Origin of the sequence: Streptomyces sp. NPDC046862 (genome assembly GCF_040704615.1) — a bacterium.
Lineage (GTDB): Bacteria > Actinomycetota > Actinomycetes > Streptomycetales > Streptomycetaceae > Streptomyces.
Window position 1 is genome coordinate 120,953 of record NZ_JBEYXP010000029.1, and the last position, 21,322, is coordinate 142,274.

Consider the following 21,322-nt stretch of genomic DNA (forward strand, 5'->3'; position numbering starts at 1 on the left):
CGCCCAGGTTCCGACCGGACGGCGCCGTGGTTCAAGTGCGCGCTGCGTCAATCTTCCTAAGCTTCGACAGCAGAGGGACCCGACTGTTTCGGCGACAGGGGGAACACCCCCGCTGTTCCGGGACCGGTGAACACAACGACACGAAGATCCGTCCCTATTTCCCGAAGTCCTTGGTACATGATCGGCTCCTTGATCGCCGAGCCCAGCCTTCTTTCCGAACCCGGCTGGTCGGGCAAGGCTGCCGTGGAAAGCGAAGACATGATGAGCAATGACCCTTATGACTATGTCGTGGTGGGAGCGGGAACCGCGGGATGCGTGATCGCCTCCCGGCTCTCGGAACGCTCCGGCGTGCGGGTACTGCTGGTGGAGGCGGGAGCCCGCGACGCCACCGAGACCATGGCGTCTCCCTGGGGTTTCCTGGTGCCCGACCCGGCATCCCTGTGGCCGCACACCATGACCATGCCGACCGGTACGGGCAGCGCAGTGGAACTGCGGCGCGGCAAGGCACTCGGCGGATCGTCGAGCGTCAACGGCCTCCACCACCTGCGGGGGCACCGCTCCGGTTACGACGCCTGGCCCGGCCTCGGTGGGACGGGCTGGGGTTTCAATGATCTGCTGCCCTACTTCCGCCGCAGCGAGACCGCTCACGGCCGTGATGCCTCCCTGCGGGGCACCGACGGGCCGGTCTTGGTCGCCCCGGTGGCGGAACCCCATCCTCTGACCGCGGCGTTTGTCGACGCTGCGGTGGAGGCCGGGTTCACACGCGCCGACGACATCAACAGCGGGCTGGAGACCGGGTTCGGGTGGAGTGACATGAATCTGCCCGGCGGCGCCCGCCAGAGCGCGGCCGACGCCTACATCCGTCCGTTCCTCGACCGGCCGAACCTGGATGTCGTCACGGACGCGACCGTGCAGCGGCTGCGCACCACCACGGGCCGTTGCACCGGCGTCGAGTACACCGTCGGCGGCGAACACCGGTCCGTCGAGACCACCGAGGTGGTGCTGACCGCGGGAGCCATCAATTCCGCACACCTCTTGCTGCTGTCGGGAATCGGCCCGGCACGCCACCTTGAGGGTCACGGCATCGACATCGTCGCCGACCTGCCGGGCGTGGGCTCCCATCTGCAGGACCACCCGATGGTCGGCGTGGTGTACGAGACGGCCGAGCCCGTACCGTTCGTTCCTGCCAACCCGCCGAGCGAAATGATGGGCCTGCTCCACAGCGATCCCACCGCGGCCCGGCCGGACCTTCAGATCTTCTTCGTCCCCGCACCGCTCCCGTCACCCTGGGGCGGACTCCCGGCCAACGGCTACACCATCTGTTTCTCCGCGGTGGCTCCGCACAGCAGCGGCACCGTGCGCCTGTCCGACGCACGGCCCGGCAGCGCTCCCCTCGTCGACCCCCGGTACCTCGAAGACGACCGCGACCTGGAAGTCATGCGCAGGGGCCTGGCCTTGGCGCGCCGGATCGGCACAGCCGACGCACTCGCCGAGTGGCGGAAGCAGGAAGCGGTGCCGGGCTCCGGGACGAGCCGCGAAACCGAGGACGAATTCATCCGCAAGTCCCTCGGCGCCTACTTCCACTACACCAGCACCTGCCGCATGGGAACCGATCCCGACGCCGTCGTCGACCCCGCGAACCTGCGCGTTCACGGAATCGCCGGACTTCGGGTCGCCGACGCCTCGATCATGCCGTCCATCCCCTCGGCCAACACCAACGCGACCGTCTACGCCATTGCCGAACGAGCCGCCGAACTGATCGCCTGACCCCTCGACAGTGCCGACGGCGCGTCCACGACGCGCTCGTCCCGGCGCCTGTACCGCCGTGCGACTGGTCTGAGTCCTCGACCAGCCGCACGGCGGCATGCTCGTCTCCCAGGTGGGTGTCTACGGCCGATTCGGCGAAAGGGAGTCCGCTCCGGTCGAGCGGGCGTACTCGGTGGGAGTCTGGCCGTAGTGCTTCTTGAAGGCCCGGGTGAAGTGGCTGCTGTCCGCGAACTGCCAGTGTGCGGCGAGTTCCGAGATACTCAGTCGACCGGACGGCGCGGTGAGGGCGAGCCGGGCCTCTTCCAGCCGCCGGTGGCGGATGTAGGTGGTCAATGGCTCGCCCGCCGCGGTGAAAGCCCGCTGCAGCGTTCGGACGGAGACGTTGAGTTCACGCGCGAGCATCTCCGGAGAAAGCTCGGGATCAGCGAGCCGTCTGTCCGCGAGGTTCTTGGCCGCCTGGGCGAGTGCGGGAGCCAGCCGATGTTCCACATCGTCGAACCCGCCCCTCGCCACCGCCTTGACCAGCTCGGTCAGGGTGCTGTGGGCGGCTTCCACACCAGCCGTGCCGAGGTCCGCCACGGTTACGTGGATCATGCCCGCGAAGGCCGTCAGCAGGCGAATCTCGGCCCCGCCCGCCGGCCCGGTGATGATTCGGTTCCCGACCAGAGGCTTGAGCACCGCGGAGGGCAGGACCAAGAACTGTGCCCTGAGGTGCGGGCCCGTCTCGAAGGCCGACTGGCGCCCGACATGCCGGAGGAGGAACTGCCCGGCCGATACGGTCTGTTCGCCGCGACCGGGCGGGCCGCCCAACGTCCATGCGCCGCGCCGCACCACGTACATCTCCACCAGATCCTGATCGCCGCCCGGGACGTCCGTGGTCCGGGTGACCGACGCGGCGTGGAGATCGGCGATCGCCACGCCGCCCACCCTGGCGACGCGGCCCTTGACCCGGAAGTCACCGACCGTGTCAGGGCTGAAGGACGGCAGCTGGAAGACATCGTCGCCGATGTGCGTCTCCCAGCCGCGCCGGAAGGCATCGTGTCCTCGCGATGCAGCGCCGGCGACCGTCGAGTCCGGTAGGAACACCCCGCGCGCCCCGTCGACCTCCGCTCCTGTGCTGTTCATCGCTCTCCGATCCCGTGGCATTCATTGGTTCAACGCCAATTTGTGGTGCTCGTGTTCCGTACGGACATCACCGTGGTTCAAGTGGGCGGCCGGCCGCCCGCGACCTCTGCCCATGCAACCTCGCAGACGCCGTCGGGCCGCTTCACGCCCCGCCGTTCGACCGGTACCCCCACCAGCCGAAGTCCGCGCCCGCCCTCGCCCGGCGTCACGCCGGCTGCCCTCTTCGCCTGGCCTTCCTGGGCATCATGATCACCACCAGCCGGGAGTTGGCACGCCGCCGTAGGGCGAACATGACATCGGCGCCGGACACCACCGAGCGCTGAGGCAACTCCTCCTGCAGATCAAGTGGGCCCCTGTGCGAACAGGGGCCCACCTGCTTCTTGGCCACACTCGAAAAACCTGTGCGGCCGTCTGCATGTCACGGCCAGGACGCCGTCAGATGTCGCCGGACACGTCATAGGTCGATGGGCATCCGCCCTCACCCTCGGTAACCTCCAACACTGCCCACCGATTGCGCACCACCGCCCGGGTGGTTCGTTAGCAGTGGATTAGCGAATCCGCGATCCGGTTGGCAATGGCTACGGTCAGTAGCGATCTCCCTCGAGTCTCTTTCGATCTTCACTGGGTACCGGCTGCCCCTGCTTCGTACCGTCCTCGTCATGGCGGAACGGAGCAAGGGCAGCGGTCGTCGTACACGCAAGGTTCCAATGGCGTCGATCCATAGAGATCACCGGACCGCCGCAGGAACAGCCTCACCCGGTTCTCAGTGGTCAGCCTCGCTCCGACATCAAGAACAGGCACTCACCATGACCCGCTGAATGGTGCCGGCACCGAATCTCGGATGCGGCGCGACGAGGTCCCATGGTGGGATGCGCCGCATGAGCAACTCGCTGCGTGCTCGCATCGAGCAGTACTACGCCACCATGCCCTTGCTGTTCTCCGATGCCGAAGAGTTCGGTTCATTACGGCTGTTCGTGCGGAAGAACCCAGGCACCTCGTATGACGGCGGCCCCGGGCATGCCCAACCCACCGCAGAGGGAGCCTCGGCCGTGACGGCCGCCGACATCGCGCGGGTGCGGGCGCGACAGCGCGAACTCGTCGTGCCAGAGGCATTCGAGTGGCTGGCCGAGGTCGCGCCGGGCCTGCGGGATCGTATCGAAGCCGCAGGCCTGCCAGTATCGGAACGTCCGCTGATGGTTATCGATCCACACCACCCGGTTCCTCAAAGGCCGGTGCCCGAAGGCGTGAGACTCCACGTGCTGACGCCCGACGACCCTGCATTGCCCGCATCCCTCGCGCTCCCCCGCCTCGCCTTCGCCGAGCAGGGCACCGCCGTGGGATCAGCGGGCCACGAAGAACTGTCAGCGGTGGCCGACGAACTGAGCAAAGACGGCACCGTGACATCGATCCGCCCCACGATCCGCGCCGGGCACAAGACGATCATCGCTGCCCTTGACCCCGACGGCACCCCGTTGGCCGTCGGCCACTACCACCCAGCGCACGGCACCACCGAGATCGGCGGCATCGGCACCCTCCCCACCGCCCGCCGCCAGGGCCTTGCAGCAGCCATCACCACAGCCCTGGTCAACCACGCTCGCGAACACGGGGTGGGCACCATCTTCCTCGCCCATGCAGAAGACGCCGTCGCACGCATATACACACGCCTAGGCTTCCGCCCCGCCGACAGCACCCTTTTTATCGCGAACCAACCCGCGCGATCGTAGATCCGCACATCCGAGGCGTTCGAAACGCTGAGCAACGTCCACTCCCAGCACTCACCGAGATTGCCCGAGGACAACTCACAGTGGCCAGAAGGAGCAGACGCCATCCCCGAATTGCGCACGAACAGCCTTCACGCGCGCTGCGCATCACGCGCGGATCCCAGCGTTTCCACAGGAGCCACTGCTCACGATCAAGCGGAACCTGCACGGGTAGCGATCAGAAGAGGGACAACGAAAGAAGAGGGAGCGGCGGATGGTCGACGCGCACGGGGATCCGGGAGTGCCCGGCTGTCGCAGCGGCAGCGGGTACCTGTGGTGGCTGGTCACCCGTCAGAAGGGCAGATCGATCGCCGGGGCGGTGATCGCCAGCGTCTGGATGGGGCTGCTGGCGCTCCAGCCGTATCTGCTCTCCCGCGCGATCGACGACGGCCTGGAGCCGGGTGACACGGCCGCCCTGGTCGGCTGGACCGCCGCCGTGCTGGCCTCCGGGACGGTCAACGCCGGTCTCGGCATGATGCGGCACCGCACCATGACCCAGCTCCGGATGGACGGCAACTTCCGTACGGTCAAGGTCGTGATCGAGCAGGCGACCCGGCTCGGGGCCGCCCTGTCCCGGCAGACCGGGGCCGGGGAGGTCGTCACGATCGGTGTCGGTGACGTCCAGACGATCGCCTTCTCCCTGACGGCTGTGGGGCCCGGCGTCGCCTCGTTCGCCGTCTACGGCGTCGTGGCCGCGCTGCTGGTGTCGGTCTCGCCCCTGCTCGCCGTGGTGGTGCTGCTCGGGGTGCCCCTGACCGTCGTGATCGTGGGGCCGTTGATGCGAAGGCTTCAGGGGGCGGAGACCGAGTACCGCGAACGGCAGGGTGTGCTCACCGCCCGGATCGGCGACCTCGCGGGCGGTCTGCGCGTCCTCAACGGCCTCGGCGGCAAGGGCCTGTTCGCCGACGCGTTCCGGCGGGACTCGCAGGCCCTGCGCGCGCAGGGGTACCGGGTGGGGGCGGTGACGAGCTGGATGCAGGCGCTGGGACTCGGGCTGCCGTCGCTGTTCCTCGCCGTGGTGACCTGGCTGGCCGCCCGGCTCGCGGCCCAGGGGGACATCTCCATCGGCGAGTTGGTGGCCGTGTACGGCTATGTCGCGGTCCTGGTGGTGCCGGTGGCCTTCTTCATCGAGTGCTGCTACGGGCTCAGCCGGGGCGTGGTGGCCGCCCGGCGCATCGTGCGGTTCCTGGCCCTGGAGCCCGTCACCGGTCCCGCCGACGCGCTGGACGCGCCGGAGTCCGCGGCGGTGCTGAGCGATCCCGAGTCCGGTGTGCGGGTGCTGCCGGGGCGGCTGACCGCGCTGGTCGGCGCTCGTCCCGCCGACCTGGCCGCCGTGGTCGACCGGCTCGGCCGGTACGCCGGGTCGGCGGCGACCTGGGGCGGCGTACGCCTCGACGAGATCGATCTGGCACGGGTGCGGACGCGGATCCTGGTCGCGGACAACGAGGCCGACCTGTTCGCGGGGACCCTGCGCGACGTGGTCTCCGGCCGCTTCGGCCCCGACGCCGTCGATGACGACGCCGTCCGCCGCGCGGTGCACGCGGCCGTGGCCGACGACATCGTGCGGGGGCTGCCGGACGGGCTCGACTCGGCGGTCGACGCACAGGGGCGCAGTCTCTCCGGCGGCCAGCGGCAGCGGGTGCGCCTGGCGAGGGCGCTGCTCGCCGATCCCGAGGTCCTGCTGGCGGTGGAGCCCACCTCGGCGCTCGACGCCCATACGGAGGCCACCGTCGCCGCCCGGCTGCGCGCCGCCCGCGCGGGCCGTACGACCGTCGTCACCACCACCTCGCCGCTCGTGCTGGACCAGGCGGACACCGTGTGCTTCCTGGTCGACGGCAAGGTCGCCTCCACCGGCACCCATGACGGGCTCCTCGACCACGAGCCCGCGTACCGCGCGCTGGTGGCCCGCGACACGGAGATCGACGTCGAGGAGACCGACGCCGAGAAGGCCGACGCCAAGGAGACCAATCCCGAAGAGGTCGACGCCGAGGAGACCGACGCCGAGGAGGCCGTGCGATGAGCGTGCGACTGCCGGTCGCCGAGCCCCCCGAGGTGCGCCGCGCCGCGTTCCGGCTGGTCCGGGCGGACCGGCGGGCCTTCGCCGCCGTACTCGGCCTGAACGCGCTGACCGCCGGGATCGGGCTCGTCGGGCCCTGGCTGCTGGGGCGGATCATCGACGAGGTCCGGGCCGGGGGCGGCGTGGACGTCGTGGACCGGATGGCCCTCGTCATCCTGCTGTGCGCGGTGGCGCAGTTGCTGATCGCACGCTGGGCCCGGTACCTGGGACACCGCTTCGGGGAGCGGACCCTGGCGCGTATCCGCGAGACGTTCGTCGACCGCGCGCTGGCGCTGCCCGCCTCGGTGGTGGAGCGCGCCGGGACCGGCGATCTGACGGCGCGCGGCACCGCCGACGTCACCGCGGTGGGCACGACCCTGCGCGACGCCGGGCCCGAACTGCTCATCACCTCGGTCCAGGCACTGTTCATCCTCGGCGCGGTCTTCCTCCTCGATCCGCTGCTCGGGGCCTGCGGAGTGCTCGGTCTGCTCGGCATCTGGTGCGCCGTCCGCTGGTATCTGCGCCGCGCGCGCACCGCGTACCTCGCCGAGGGCGCGGCCACCTCGGAGGTCGCCGAGATCCTCGCGGCCACCGCGTCCGGTGCGCGCACGGTCGAGGCGTTCAGGCTGCAGCGGCGCCGGATCGCCGCGAGCCGGGAGGCGCTGGAGACCTCCCGCCGCACCCGTATGCGGACCCTGTTCCTGCGCAACGTGTTCTTCCCCGCCGTGGAGATCTCCTACGAGATCCCGGTCGTCGCCGTGCTGCTCGTGGGCGGAGCGCTGCACGCCCAGGGCGGGATGAGCCTGGGCACGGTGGTCACCGCGGCGCTCTATCTGCGGCAGCTGAGCGAACCCCTCGACCTGCTGCTGCAGCGCGTCGAGCAACTTCAGGCCAGCAGTGCGTCGTTCGCGCGTGTGGAGGGCCTGGCCCAGGCCCCGCGGGGCACCGCGGACGGCTCACCCGCACCCGCTGACGACCGTATCGACGTGACCGCCGTGCGCTACGCCTACGACCGTGGCGGCGAGGTCCTGCACGGGGTCGACCTGACCGTGCGTCCCGGCGAGCGGCTGGCGGTCGTCGGGCCCTCCGGTGCCGGGAAGTCCACGCTGTGCCGGCTGCTCGCGGGCGTCGACGCGCCGCGCTCCGGCTCGGTGACGGTGGGCGGGGTGCCCATCGCGGCGCTGGACCCCGAGCAGCTGCGACGGCAGGTCGTGCTGGTCACGCAGGAGCACCACGTGTTTCTCGGCACGGTCCGTGACAACCTGCTGATCGCCGAACCGGCGGCTACCGATGCCGAGTTGTGGGCGGCCCTGACCGCGGTCGGCGCCGGTGACTGGACGGGCGAGCTGCCGGACGGCCTCGACACCGTGCTGGGCCCGGACGGTCACCGGACGGACGGCTCCCAGGCGCAGCAACTCGCCCTGGCGCGCGTGGTGCTGGCCGATCCGCACACGGTGATCCTCGACGAGGCGACCGCGCTCCTGGACCCGACGACGGCACGGCACACCGAGCGTGCGCTGGCCGCCGTGCTCGAAGGCCGGACCGTCATCGCGATCGCCCACCGTCTGCACACCGCGCACGACGCGGACAGGGTGGCCGTGATGGAGGAGGGCCGGCTGACCGAACTCGGCACGCACGACGAGCTGGTGGCGGCGGACGGCGCGTACGCGTCGCTGTGGCGGTCGTGGCACGGCGAGCAGTCGTCACCCGGCGGGGCACGGTAAAGGTTTCGTATATCGAACACGGCCCCCCGGAAAACGGAGCATTTCGGCCAACTTATTGACGCGCTCCTGACAGACCCCACGATTCCCTGCCACTCTTCCCACGGCTGCGTCACAGCAATCTCACAACTACCGCCGCGCCGTGCCGCAGCGCTTCTGGAGCAACTGGTTCCGCGTTCCACCCGTTCTGCGTTCCGCCTTGTTCTGCATTCGATCTTGTTCTGCGTTCCACCCTGTTGTGCCCGGACGGCCACCCACCGTCCGGTCTCCCCGGCCGCGCGCACCGCGGCCACGCAGAAGGAGTCAGTGTTGAGACGCCAGTCCCACAGACGCACCTCCCACACCACGCAGCTCTCCCACTCCGCAAAGCGGCGCGCGGCCGCCGGCGCGCTCGTCGCCGTGACCGCCCTGCTGGCCGCGGCCGTGCAGACCGGTGCGGCCACCGCGGCCCCGGTGAAGGCACCGTCGGCCGCGCCCAAGGGCTCCGAGTCCGTCAAGCTGACCCCTGCCCAGCGCGCCGAGCTGATACGCGAGGCCAACGCCACCAAGGCGGAGACCGCCGAGGACCTGGGCCTCGGCGCCAAGGAGAAGCTCGTCGTCCGTGACGTGCTGAAAGACCGCGACGGCACGGTCCACACCCGCTATGAGCGCACCTACGACGGCCTCCCCGTCCTCGGCGGCGACCTGGTCGTCGAGACCGCCAAGTCCGGGAAGACCGAGGGCGTCGTCAAGGCCACGCGGGCCACGGTGAAGGTGGCGAGCACGAAGGCCGCGCTGCCCGTCGCGAAGGCCGAGAAGCAGGCGCTGAACGCCGCCAAGGCGGAGAAGGCCAAGAGCCCCGAGGTCAGCCGCGACGCCCGCAAGGTGGTCTGGGCGGCGAGCGGCAAGCCCGTCCTCGCGTACGAGACGGTCGTGGGCGGCTTCCAGCACGACGGCACCCCGCAGGAGCTGCACGTCATCACCGACGCGGCCTCCGGCAAGAAGCTGTACGAGTGGGAGGCCATCGAGACCGGCACCGGCAACACGGTGTACTCCGGCACGGTCAACCTCACGACCACGCAGTCCGGGTCGACGTACAACCTCACGGACGGCGCGCGCGGCAACCACAAGACGTACAACCTCAACCGCGGCACCTCCGGAACCGGCACGCTCTTCTCGGGCTCCGACGACGTGTGGGGCAACGGGCAGGCGTCCAACGCGGAGTCGGCCGCCGCCGACGCGCACTACGGCGCCGCGCTGACGTGGGACTACTACAAGAACGTGCAGGGCCGCACCGGCATCAAGGGCGACGGCGTGGGCGCCTACTCCCGGGTGCACTACGGCAGCAACTACGTCAACGCCTTCTGGTCCGACAGCTGCTTCTGCATGACGTACGGAGACGGCTCGGGCAACAGCAACCCGCTGGTCGCGATCGACGTGGCGGGCCACGAGATGACGCACGGTGTCACGGCGAACACGGCCGGGCTCAACTACTCCGGCGAGTCGGGCGGCCTGAACGAGGCGACCTCCGACATCTTCGGCACGGCGGTCGAGTTCTACGCGAACAACTCCTCCGACGTCGGTGACTACCTCATCGGCGAGGAGATCAACATCAACGGCGACGGCACGCCGCTGCGTTACATGGACAAGCCGAGCAAGGACGGCGCGTCGAAGGACTCGTGGTACTCGGGCCTCGGCTCGATCGACGTGCACTACTCGTCGGGCCCGGCGAACCACTTCTTCTACCTGCTCTCCGAGGGCAGCGGCGCCAAGACCATCAACGGCGTCAGCTACAACTCGTCCACCTCGGACGGGCTCCCGGTGACCGGCATCGGCCGCGACAAGGCGGAGAAGATCTGGTTCCGCGCGCTCAGCACGAAGTTCACCTCGACCACCAACTACGCGGCCGCCCGCACCGGCACCCTCGCGGCGGCCGGTGAGCTGTACGGCACCACGAGCGCCGAGTACACGGCCGTGCAGAACGCGTGGGCGGGTATCGCAGTGGGCTCGCGGCCCGGCGGTGGCGGCGGTGGCGGGACGACGTTCGAGAACACGGCCGACGTATCGATTCCGGACAACGGCGCGGCGGTCACCTCGTCGATCGCCGTCACCGGCCGCACCGGCAACGCGCCCTCGAACCTCGCGGTCGCGGTGGACATCACGCACACCTGGCGCGGTGACCTCGTCCTGGACCTGGTGGCCCCGGACGGCACGGCCTACCGCCTGAAGAGCGCCAGCTCCTCGGACTCGGCGGACAACGTCAACGAGACCTACACGGTCAACGCGTCCTCCGAAGTAGCCAACGGGACCTGGCAGTTGAAGGTTCAGGACACGGCGGCCCAGGACACCGGCAAGATCAACGGCTGGAGCCTGACGTTCCCGTAGGACCGTCCAGGACCGTCGTCAGGACTTCCTGAGAGACACCTGTGAGACAGGGGCGCCGTCCCGGTGGGTCAACTGCCGGGGCGGCGCCCTCTTTTGCGCTTCGCGGGGCTCACCTTTGTTGGCTCTTTACCGAGGTCAGGCCGGGTTCACACGCCCGCAACATTCACTCGGCCATCACTTTTCGGTCAACATCACTTGAGGGTCCTGACATGTACGCGCCGCTGGTGCCACTCTTCCACCAACCGCCGCACCAGCACCGCACCTTCACAACCATCCCGGGCAGTAGCCCCACGCTGCCCGGCTCCCCCACAAGGAGCTCGTGTGACTCCCCTCTACGCGCGTCACAAGCGCAGCACCCTGGCCATCGCGACCGCTGTCGCCGCCGGGGCCCTCATCACCACCGGTCTGACCACCGGTGCCTCCGCGCAGACGGAACCCTCCGCCGGCAAGTCCGCCAAGGTCTCCGCCGCCCCGGCCGCCCTGACCCCGGCCACGCGCACCGCCCTCATCAAGAAGGCCGACTCCGCGGCGGGCGAGACCGCCGACGAACTGGGCCTGGGCGCCCAGGAGAAGCTCGTCGTCCGCGACGTCATCAGAGACGCGGACGGCACGACCCACACGCGCTACGAGCGCACCTACGCGGGCCTCCCGGTCCTCGGCGGCGACCTGGTCGTCCACGAGTCGAAGTCCGGCGAGGCCGAAGGCGTCACCAAGGCGACGAAGGCCGCCATCAAGGTCTCCGACCTCACGGCGGACGTCACCAAGGCCACGGCCGAGAAGCAGGCCGTGAAGGCCGCGAAGACGGAGGGCTCCAAGGAGTCCGAGGCCGACAAGGCGCCGCGCAAGGTCGTCTGGGCCGCGAACGGCAAGCCGGCCCTCGCGTACGAGACGGTCGTCGGCGGTTTCCAGGAGGACGGCACCCCGCAGGCCCTGCACGTCATCACCGACGCGCAGACCGGCAAGAAGCTGTACGAGTGGGAGGCCGTCCAGACCGGTACGGGCAACAGCCAGTACAGCGGCAAGGTGACCATAGGCACCGTGAAGTCCGGCTCGACGTACCAGCTCAACGACACCACGCGCGGCAACCACAAGACGTACAACAAGGCGCGCTCCACGTCCTCCTCGGCGGGCACGCTCTTCACGGACGCGGACGACACGTGGGGCACCGGCACCGCGTCGAGCTCCTCGACCGACCAGACCGCCGCCGTGGACGCCCACTACGGCGCCCAGGTCACCTGGGACTTCTACAAGAACGTCCTGGGCCGCAACGGCATCAAGAACAACGGCGTGGCCGCCTACTCCCGCGTCCACTACGGCAACGCGTACGTCAACGCGTTCTGGGACGACAGCTGCTTCTGCATGACGTACGGCGACGGCGAGGGCAACACCAAGCCGCTCACCTCGCTGGACGTGGCGGGCCACGAGATGAGCCACGGCGTCACGTCGAACACCGCGGGCCTGAACTACAGCGGTGAGTCCGGTGGCCTGAACGAGGCGACCTCCGACATCTTCGGCACGGCGGTCGAGTTCTACGCGGCCAACTCCAAGGACGTCGGCGACTACCTCATCGGCGAGAAGATCGACATCAACGGCGACGGCACCCCGCTGCGCTACATGGACAAGCCGAGCAAGGACGGCGCGTCGAAGGACTCCTGGTCGTCGAGCCTGGGCGGCCTGGACGTCCACTACTCGTCCGGCCCGGCGAACCACTTCTTCTACCTGCTGTCCGAGGGCAGCGGCGCCAAGACCATCAACGGGGTCAGCTACAACTCCCCCACGTCCAACGGCTCCACCGTCACCGGCATCGGCCGCGACAAGGCGGAGAAGATCTGGTACAAGGCGCTGACCACGTACATGACGTCCACCACCAACTACAAGGCCGCGCGCACCGCGACCTTGAACGCGGCGCGTGACCTGTACGGCGCCAGCAGCACGGAGTACACGACGGTGAACGCGGCCTGGGCCGCGGTGAACGTCACCGCGTGACGTACGGCACGACCGACTGAGGTCCGGGACGGTACCCGAGGGGAAGGCAACTCCGGGTACCGTCCTAGGCTTTGTCCCCATGCCCCCCATGGACGGCCCACTGCCTGACGACCACCCCTCCGACCGACCCTTCCCTCACGGCCCCTTCACCTACGAGGACGTGGGCGCGACCCGGTCCGGTCACTGTCCGCCCGGCTTCAAGCCGATGGATGTCAGAACGCGCATAGGCGAGGGCGCGGAGGTCTTCGAGCTGGCCACCCGTCTGCTGCTCACCTGGGAGCTGCACCGCGCGGTCGGCGTGGGCGTCATCACGGACGCGCCCGAGGCGGCCCCCGGCGTCGACGTCACGGTCAGCCTCGGCGGAGTCATCAAGGCCCCCTGCCGCGTGGTCTGGACCCTGGACGAACCCCGCCACAAGGGCTGGGCATACGGCACCCTCCCGGGCCACCCCGAGTGCGGTGAGGAGGCCTTCGTCCTCTACCGCACGGGCGACGGCACGGTGTGGCTGGCCGTCACGGCGTTCAGCCGCCCGGCGAAGTGGTACGCCCGTGCCGGCGGCGCGGCGACGCGTGGCCTGCAGCACGCGTACGCACGTCGCTGCGGGGCGGTGCTGCGGAAACTGTGCGAGGGCGCCGAGGACTGATGCCGACGCCTTTTTCTCAGCGGAACCAACGGGATCAACGGGATCAACGGGATCAACGGGATCAAACAGTGAAACTACTGGGACGCTCCTGTTACAACCGCCACAGCGCTTACGACGTCATAAGAGACATACGGCGAATAAGCCGCTCTGCGTAGCAGAAGGGCAAGCGCGATGTCTCCCTCTCCCCTCATACTCCGGCGCCTCCTCCCCGCCGCCGCTCTCACCTGCGTGGCGGTGCTCGCCACCGGCTGCAGCGCGGGCTCGGCCGGTTCCTCCTCCGGCGGCACTCCGTCGGCCACGGCTTCCGGCGCGCCGGCCACGAAGGCCCCGGCGACGAAGGCCCCTGCCGTGGCGGCCACGAAGGCGCCTGCCGCGGCCGCCACGGTTCCGGCATCCGGCGGCCCGGCCACCGGCAGCCACTCCCAGCCGTCCGGCCCCGCGCGGCAACACACCGCCGCCTGCCCCACCAGCTCCCTGAAGGTCGGACCGGGTGTCAGCGAAGGCAGCGCCGGCAGCAGCTACCTGGTGATCGACTTCACCAACGTCTCCCGGACCACCTGCACCCTGTACGGCTACCCCGGTGTGTCGTTCACGGGCGGCAGCCCCGTCCGTCAGCTGGGCGCGGCCGCCACACGGAACGCCACCGCGCCCCTGGCGCTGGTGACGCTCGCGCCGGGCACGACCGGCAACGCCCTGCTGCGGATCACGGACGCCGGTAACTACTCCGCGGCCCAGTGCCACCCGACCGCCGCGCAGTACCTGCGGGTGTATCCGCCGAACCAGACGACACCGGTCGACATCGCCTACAACTCGACGGCATGTACCGGGAAGGTCGACATCCTGAGCGTGAGCGCGGTCCAGCAGGGCTCGGGGAGCGCGTAGTCCCTCGATGTACCGCTCGCCGGGTCGTGTGCGATCGTGGAACGCAGAGCCCGACAGGCTCCTGGACGAGGTGCGCCGTACCCAGTCATGACAAGACGACGCGAGGAGTCTGTCATGGCGTGGATCATTCTGGTGCTGTCCGGAGTACTGGAAGCGGTGTGGGCGACCGCACTGGGCAAATCGGAGGGCTTCACCCGTCCCTTGCCGAGCGTCGTTTTCGGCCTCGGGCTGGTGATGAGCATGGCGGGTCTGGCTTTCGCGCTGCGCACGGTGCCCGTGGGCACCGGCTACGCGGTCTGGGTCGGCATAGGAGCGGTACTCACCGCGACGTACGCCATGCTCTTCGACGGTGAGTCCGCCGGCCCGCTGAAACTGCTGCTGCTGACCGGCATCGTCGGATGCGTGGCCGGCCTGAAGCTGACGCACTGAGGCCGCCGGTCGGCTTCAGCGGGGACGCCCGCACCCGCAGGGTGAGCGTCGTCCCCGCACCGGTCACTCACCAGCGCACCGGCAGCTTCCGCACCCCCCTGATCAGCAGTCCGGGCACCCAGGGCAGCTTGGCCTCGTCCGCGTCCGGCGCGAGGTCCGGACAGCGTTCCAGCAGCGCACGGATCGCGATCCGGCCCTCCAGCCGGGCCAGCGGGGCGCCCAGACAGTGGTGCAGGCCGTGGCCGAAGGCCATGTGCCCGCGGGCGTCCCGGCGGATGTCGAAGCGGTCCGGCTCCTTGAAGCGCTCAGGGTCACGGTCGGCGTCCGCCATGCTGATCAGCACGGTGGCGCCCTGGGGTATGGTCACCCCGCCCATCTCCACGTCCTCCAGGGCCAGCCGGTCCGTGCAGTTCTCCACCGGCCCGTCGTACCGCAGCATCTCCTCGATCGCCCCGTCGAGCAGACCGAAGTCGGCGCGCAGATCGGCGAGTTGATTGGGGTGTGCGAAGAGCGCCCGCAGGCCGTTCCCGATCAGGTTGACCGTCGTCTCGTGACCGGCGATGAGCAGCAGACTCGACATGCCGACGAGCTCGCCCGGCGAGAGCCGGTCACCGTCCTCGTCGGCGGTGTGGATCAACGCGCTGAGCAGGTCCTCGCCGGGCTCGGCCCGCTTGGCCGCGATCAGTTCGGTGAGGTACGCCGTCAGCTCCTGGTAGGCGCGTGCCTCCCCGTCCGGACTGGTCCGCGCGACCATCTCGTTGGACCAGCCGCGGAAGGCGTCCCGGTCCAGCTGGGGCACACCGAGTAGCTCGCAGATGACGGTCATGGGCAGCGGGAAGGCGAACGAGTCGATCAGATCGGCCCGCCGCTCCGGTGCCGCGAGCATCGCGTCCAGCAGCTCGTCGGTGATCTGCTGGACGCGCGGGGCCAGCGCGTCCATACGGCGCGGGGTGAACTCCCGGGTCACCAGCCGCCGCAGCCGGGTGTGGTCCGGCGGGTCCGACATCAGCATGTGCATGAGCGCGGGCGCGGCCTGATCGGTGCTGATGATCTGTCGGACGTTCCCGGACTTCAGCCAGTCCCGGCTGAGCCGCGGATCGGTGAACGCGGCCCGGCACGCCTCGTGTCCGACGACGAGCCACACTTCCTCACCATCGGGGTCGAGCACCCGGTGTACTTGCCCCTCGGCGCGGAGCCGTGCGTAGACGGGATACGGGTCGTGGACGAATGCCGTGCCGAGTTCCCGCAGGTCGACGACGGGTCGGACCGTCATGCTGTTCCCCCTGTTCGTGGGCTGAACTGCACGCTAACTCGATCTCCGCACGGACCCACGGCTGTTTTCGGACGGGTGCTCCCGCTCTCCGGACCACGGTCCCCCGTCCAGCCCGCCCCGCCTCACCTCCTCACCTCACCGCATCAACACCCCCGCGCCCTCCCCCGCGTCCTCCGACGGCACCGCCACCAGACCCAGCTCCGCCGGTGACGCCAGAAGCCGGTGGGTCGGGAGGATGCGGACCGTGTAGCCGAAGGGGCCGGTGCGGTCCAGGGACAGTGGGCCCTCGTAGACCCAGTGGCCGTCGTCGTCCGGGCCGCCGGTCGGCTTCAGCGGGACGCCCTCCGCGTCGGCGATGCGGTCGTCGGAGTCCACCCGGCCGGAGACCGCCTGGACCTCCACGTCGTCCGGCACCAGGTCGCCCAGGCCCACGCGCACCCGCAGGGCGAGCGTGGTCCCCAGTTCGGCCGTGGCCGCCGAGGCCGAGGTCTCGACGTGGTCCACCGTGACCCGGTGCCAGGCAGCGCGCACCCTCGCCTTCCACTCCGCCAGCTCCCGCGCCACGTCGAGGTCCAGCGCCCGCTGGGAGCGCGCCGCCGGAGCGTAGAGGCGCTCCACGTACTCGCGGACCATCCGGCCGGCCAGCACCTTCGGGCCCAGATGCGTCAGGGTCCGGCGGACCATCTCGATCCAGCGGTCGGGCAGTCCGCCCTGGCCGCGCTCGTAGAAGCGGGGGGCCACCCGCTGCTCCAGCAGGTCGTACAGCGCCGACGCCTCCAGCTCGTCCCGGCGGTCGTCGTCGGTCGCGGTGCCGTCGGCCGTGGGGATCGCCCAGCCGAAGTCGGGCTGGAACCACTCGTCCCACCAGCCGTCCAGGACGGACAGGTTCAGACAGCCGTTGAGCGCCGCCTTCATGCCGGAGGTACCGCATGCCTCCAGGGGGCGCAGGGGGTTGTTCAGCCACACGTCGCAGCCCGGGTACAGCTTCTGGGCCATGGCCATGCCGTAGTCGGGCAGGAACACGATCCGGTGCCGTACCCGCGGATCGTCGGCGAACCGCACCAGCTCCTGCACCAGCCGCTTGCCCCCGTCGTCCGCGGGGTGGGCCTTGCCGGCCACCACGATCTGGATGGGCCGTTCCTCGTGCAGCAGCAGGTCCATCAGACGGTCGCGGTCCCGCAGCATCAGGGTCAGCCGCTTGTACGACGGGACGCGGCGCGCGAAGCCGATGGTCAGCACGTCGGGGTCCAGTACGCCGTCGATCCAGCCGAGTTCGGCCGTGCCCGCCCCGCGCTGCCGCCAGGACGCGTACAGTCGCTGCCGTACCTCGGTGACGAGCTGTTCGCGCAGGTCCCGGCGCAGGTCGAAGATGTCCTGGTCGGGGATGTCGGCCACCGCGTCCCAGCGCTCCGAGCCGCCGACCGTCATGGCGTCCTCGGTGCGCTGCGCGCCGATCTGGCGGGCGCCCAGGCGGAAGACCTCGGGCGCCACCCAGGTCGGGGCGTGCACGCCGTTGGTCACCGAGGTGATCGGGACCTCGTCCGGGTCGAAGCCCGGCCACAACCCTGAGAACATCTCCCGGCTGACGTGTCCGTGCAGCAGCGAGACGCCGTTCGCCCGCTGGCCCAGGCGCAGGCCCATGACGGCCATGTTGAAGAGGTTGGGCTCTCCTCCGGGGTAGGTCTCCATGCCCAGCCGCAGGACGCGCTCCACGTCGATGCGCGGGAGTTCCGCGTCGGGGCCGAAGTGGCGGGCCACGAGCTCCCGGTCGAAGCGGTCGATGCCGGCGGGGACGGGGGTGTGGGTGGTGAAGACCGTCCCGGCGCGCACCGCTTCCAGTCCGGCGTCGAAGTCGAGCCCCTGGTCGCATAGTTCGGCGATGCGCTCCAGCCCCAGGAAGCCCGCGTGCCCCTCGTTGGTGTGGAAGACCTCGGGCTCGGGGTGGCCCGTGAGCCGGCAGTACGTGCGGACCGCGCGGACGCCCCCTATCCCCAGCAGCATCTCCTGGAGCAGACGGTGCTCGCTGCCGCCGCCGTACAGCCGGTCGGTCACGCCCCGCTCGCCGTGGTCGTTCTCGTCCACGTCCGAGTCGAGCATCAGCAGGGGGACGCGGCCGACCTGTGCCTGCCAGACGCGGGCTCGCAGCCGGCGCCCGCCGGGGAGGGCCAGGGAGACCTGGGCGACGGAGCCGTCGGCCTCCCGCAGCGGCACCAGCGCCAGCTCGTGCGGGTCGAGCACCGGGTAGTGCTCCTGCTGCCAGCCGTCACGCGACAGCGTCTGGCGGAAGTACCCGTGCCGGTACAGCAGACCGACCCCGATGAGCGGTACGCCGAGGTCGCTGGCCGCCTTCAGATGGTCTCCGGCGAGGATGCCGAGGCCGCCGGAGTACTGCGGCAGGGCCGCGGTGATGCCGAACTCGGGTGAGAAGTACGCGACGGCGGCCGGGAGTTCGGCCGACTGGGTCTGGTACCAGCGCTCACCGGACACGTAGTCGCGCAGATCGTCGGCCGCGGCGCCCAGCCGCCGCAGGAAGCGCCGGTCCTCGGCCAGCTCGGCGAGGCGTTCGCCCGAGACGCTGCCGAGGAGGCGTACGGGGTCACCACCGCAGGACGCCCAGCGCTCCGGGTCGACGGACTGGAAGAGATCACGGGTCTCGGCGTGCCAGGACCAGCGCAGATTGCGCGCCAGCTCGCTGAGCGGGTGAAGCGCTTCGGGGAGGACGGGTCGAACAGTGAACCTGCGGATGGCCTTCACTGAGTTCCACCTTCGCGACAGGACGTGCGCGGCCGAGGGACCCACACCGCTGTGGGTCCCTTCGTCACCGTCGACCGTAGCGGCGAGTGGGCGTCGGCAACACGGCGCCTTGCGGATGCGCCCCCTGTGCGCCAGGCGACGCAACCGTCCATCGGGACACCACGACGGCGAAGAGCCAGGTCCGCGAGAGCGGCGCCGGACGAGGCGCGAAAGCTCCCCTTGTGGCGCTTCACGTGTCACGAGACGCTGCGCGGTGACGTACCGGCCGCTCTCCGTCATACCGGGCGAACTCCGGCCACCGTACGTCGAGTTGAGGAGGGGAACTCACATGGCACAGACGGTGGACAGGCGTCTGCGCTGGGCGGGGGGCCTGACCGCGGTGGCCACGGCCGCGGTGCTTTCGGCCATCACCCTGCCCGCGCACGCCGCCCCACAGGGCCGGATACTCGGCGCCGGCGCGGCCGGTTCCGTGAGCGGCAGTTACATCGTGACGCTCAAGGGGGGAACGAAGGCCCCCTCGGCGGCCGGAAAGGGCATCGCCGAGAAGTACGGGGCGAGAATCAGCCACACCTACGGCTCGGTCCTGAACGGCTACGCCGTGAGGGCGGGCGAACGACAGGCCAGGGCGCTCGCGGCGGACTCCCGCGTGGCCTCGGTCGTCCAGGACACCCGGGTGGCGTACGACCACACGCAGCGGAACCCGCCGTCCTGGGGGCTCGACCGCGTCGACCAGCGGGACCTGCCGCTCGACAAGAGCTACACCTGGCCGGAGTCGGCGGGCAGAGGCGTCACGGTGTACGTCATCGACACCGGCGTCCGGATCACGCACAAGGACTTCGGTGGCCGGGCGTCCTACGGCTGGGACTTCGTCGGCGACGACAAGGTCGCGGCCGACGGCAACGGCCACGGCACGCACGTCGCGGGCACCGCTGTGGGAGCGACGTACGGAGTCGCCAGGAAGGCGAAGGTCGTCGCCGTCCGCGTCCTCGACAACGCGGGGGCGGGCACCACCGCCCAGGTGATCGCGGGCATCGACTGGGTGACGAAGCACGCGAGGAAGCCCGCGGTGGCCAACATGAGCCTGGGCGGCTCGGGCAACGCGCAGCTCGACGCTGCCGTCCGCGACTCGATCGCGTCCGGCGTGACGTACTCGGTGGCGGCGGGCAACGACGGGCTGTCCGCCGGTCTCTACTCCCCCGCCCGCGTCAAGCAGGCGATCACCGTGGGCGCCACCGACAAGAAGGACCGGCGAGCGGGCTTCTCCAACTGGGGTCCGAGCGTGGACCTGTTCGCACCGGGCGTGGCGATCACCTCCGCCTCACACCGCAGCGACACCGGAAGAGTGACCTTCGACGGTACGTCGATGGCGGCCCCGCACGTCACGGGCGCGGCCGCCCTCTACCTGGCCGACCACCGCGCGGCTACCCCGGCCCAGGTGAGCGGGGCCCTTGTCAACCGCGCGGTTTCGGGCAAGGTGACGAACCGCGGTATTGGTTCACCGAATGAACTCCTGCAGGTAAACAACCCCTAGCACCAGGTCAAACGCCCGACCTTAGCGTAGGGGCACCGACCGGCCTCGCCCTCTGAGGACGAGGCCGGTCTTGTGTGTAGACATACGCGTGAGTAGTTAACAAAGTGCCGGAATGCCCACCCGCGTAGGGTGGGAAGGCTCCTCCGGTACGCCCCGCAGGCCCCACCTCCCCACACCCTCATCCGCCCACCCACGTTGACGCGGACAGGAGCGGTCATGCCCGCCACGCACCATCCGTCACCACCCCCGACGACCGGCACCACCCCCGCACCCCCCGTGCGCCGGGTGAGCGCCGACCCACCCGCCCCGGCACCCGAACCCCCCACGATCGGACGCATACCGGTCCTCGACGTCCGCCCCCTCGTCCACCAGGGGCGCCGCCCCGCCAAGGCCGTCGTGGGCGAGGAGTTCGAGATCTCGGCGACGGTCTTCAGGGAGGGCCACGACGCCGTGGCCGCCAACGTCCTCCTCAAGGACCCCGACGGTCGTACGGGGCCCTGGACGCCGATGCGCGAGCTGGCGCCCGGCACCGACCGCTGGGGCGCCACCGTGTCCCTGCCGCGCGAGGGCCGCTGGACGTACCAGGTCCAGGCATGGGGCGACCCGGTCACCACCTGGCGGCACCACGCGGGGATCAAGATCCCGGCGGGCCTCGACACCGATCTGGTGCTGGACGAGGGCGTGCGCCTGTACGAGCGTGCCGCGGCCGACATGCCGGAGAGCGAGGGCCGGCGGGATGTGATCCTCGCGGCCGTGGACGCCTTGCGGGACGAGTCCCGCCCCGCCGCGGCGCGTCTCGCGGCCGCGCTCACCCCCGAGGTCGACGAGGTCCTCGCCCGCCACCCGCTGCGTGAACTGGTCACCGCCTCCGACGAGTTGACCCTGCTGGTCGAACGGGAACGGGCCCTGTACGGCTCCTGGTACGAGTTCTTCCCCCGCTCCGAGGGCACCCCCGAGCAGCCGCACGGCACGTTCCGTACCGCCGCGCGCCGGCTGCCCGCGATCGCCGGCATGGGCTTCGACGTGGTCTA

At 70.3% G+C, this 21,322-nt stretch carries 14 protein-coding genes and 1 riboswitch; of the genes, 11 read left to right on the forward strand and 3 right to left on the reverse strand.

Features of this window, described 5'->3' with window-relative positions:
* The first annotated feature begins 258 nt into the window (after positions 1–258).
* The gene (locus tag AB0959_RS29515; protein ID WP_366829656.1) at positions 259–1,767 is read left to right on the forward strand and encodes a GMC family oxidoreductase N-terminal domain-containing protein; all 1,509 of its coding nucleotides are present in this window, start codon (positions 259–261) and stop codon (positions 1,765–1,767) included.
* 120 nt (positions 1,768–1,887) lie between these two features.
* On the opposite strand, the gene AB0959_RS29520 is transcribed toward AB0959_RS29515, so the two are convergent.
* Positions 1,888–2,685 carry a helix-turn-helix domain-containing protein gene (locus AB0959_RS29520; RefSeq protein ID WP_366829657.1) on the reverse strand — a complete coding sequence of 266 codons (798 nt, stop codon included), beginning with the start codon at positions 2,683–2,685 and terminating at the stop codon, positions 1,888–1,890.
* A 1,085-nt stretch (positions 2,686–3,770) separates the two neighbouring features.
* Here AB0959_RS29520 and AB0959_RS29525 point away from each other — a divergent pair.
* From AB0959_RS29525 to AB0959_RS29560, 8 genes are all read left to right on the forward strand, one after another.
* Positions 3,771–4,616 carry a GNAT family N-acetyltransferase gene (locus AB0959_RS29525; RefSeq protein ID WP_366829658.1) on the forward strand — a complete coding sequence of 282 codons (846 nt, stop codon included), beginning with the start codon at positions 3,771–3,773 and terminating at the stop codon, positions 4,614–4,616.
* Positions 4,617–4,866: 250 nt separating this feature from the next.
* A complete protein-coding gene (locus AB0959_RS29530; RefSeq protein ID WP_366829659.1) occupies positions 4,867–6,672 on the forward strand; it encodes an ABC transporter ATP-binding protein in 1,806 nt (601 codons plus the stop codon).
* The gene (locus tag AB0959_RS29535) at positions 6,669–8,432 is read left to right on the forward strand and encodes an ABC transporter ATP-binding protein (RefSeq protein WP_366829660.1); all 1,764 of its coding nucleotides are present in this window, start codon (positions 6,669–6,671) and stop codon (positions 8,430–8,432) included. Before AB0959_RS29530 ends, AB0959_RS29535 begins: the two co-directional genes overlap by 4 nt.
* Before the next feature lie 306 nt (positions 8,433–8,738).
* Positions 8,739–10,793: a M4 family metallopeptidase gene (locus tag AB0959_RS29540; RefSeq protein WP_366829661.1), complete on the forward strand. Its 2,055-nt coding sequence runs from the start codon at positions 8,739–8,741 to the stop codon at positions 10,791–10,793.
* Positions 10,794–11,114: 321 nt separating this feature from the next.
* Positions 11,115–12,779, forward strand: coding sequence for a M4 family metallopeptidase (locus tag AB0959_RS29545; protein WP_366829662.1), 1,665 nt, complete (start codon positions 11,115–11,117; stop codon positions 12,777–12,779).
* 88 nt (positions 12,780–12,867) lie between these two features.
* Positions 12,868–13,422, forward strand: coding sequence for a DUF1990 domain-containing protein (locus AB0959_RS29550; protein ID WP_366829672.1), 555 nt, complete (start codon positions 12,868–12,870; stop codon positions 13,420–13,422).
* A 171-nt stretch (positions 13,423–13,593) separates the two neighbouring features.
* Positions 13,594–14,304, forward strand: coding sequence for a DUF4232 domain-containing protein (locus tag AB0959_RS29555; protein ID WP_366829663.1), 711 nt, complete (start codon positions 13,594–13,596; stop codon positions 14,302–14,304).
* Between the two features lie 43 nt (positions 14,305–14,347).
* A riboswitch (guanidine-III (ykkC-III) riboswitch) is annotated at positions 14,348–14,409 on the forward strand.
* Between the two features lie 9 nt (positions 14,410–14,418).
* Positions 14,419–14,733, forward strand: a complete 315-nt coding sequence (locus tag AB0959_RS29560) for a multidrug efflux SMR transporter (protein ID WP_366829665.1) — start codon at positions 14,419–14,421, stop codon at positions 14,731–14,733.
* 67 nt (positions 14,734–14,800) lie between these two features.
* On the opposite strand, the gene AB0959_RS29565 is transcribed toward AB0959_RS29560, so the two are convergent.
* Together AB0959_RS29565 and AB0959_RS29570 are read right to left on the reverse strand one after the other, a co-directional pair.
* Entirely contained in the window at positions 14,801–16,006 is a 1,206-nt protein-coding gene (locus AB0959_RS29565) for a cytochrome P450 (RefSeq protein ID WP_366829666.1), read from the reverse strand.
* Positions 16,007–16,141: 135 nt separating this feature from the next.
* Entirely contained in the window at positions 16,142–18,760 is a 2,619-nt protein-coding gene (locus AB0959_RS29570; protein ID WP_366829667.1) for a glycosyltransferase family 1 protein, read from the reverse strand.
* A 328-nt stretch (positions 18,761–19,088) separates the two neighbouring features.
* On the opposite strand from AB0959_RS29570, the gene AB0959_RS29575 reads away from it, so the two are divergent.
* Positions 19,089–20,291: a S8 family peptidase gene (locus tag AB0959_RS29575; RefSeq protein ID WP_366829668.1), complete on the forward strand. Its 1,203-nt coding sequence runs from the start codon at positions 19,089–19,091 to the stop codon at positions 20,289–20,291.
* Positions 20,292–20,507: 216 nt separating this feature from the next.
* Positions 20,508–21,322, forward strand: an 815-nt coding sequence (locus tag AB0959_RS29580; RefSeq protein WP_366829669.1) for a maltotransferase domain-containing protein, incomplete at its 3' end; no start/stop codon positions are given.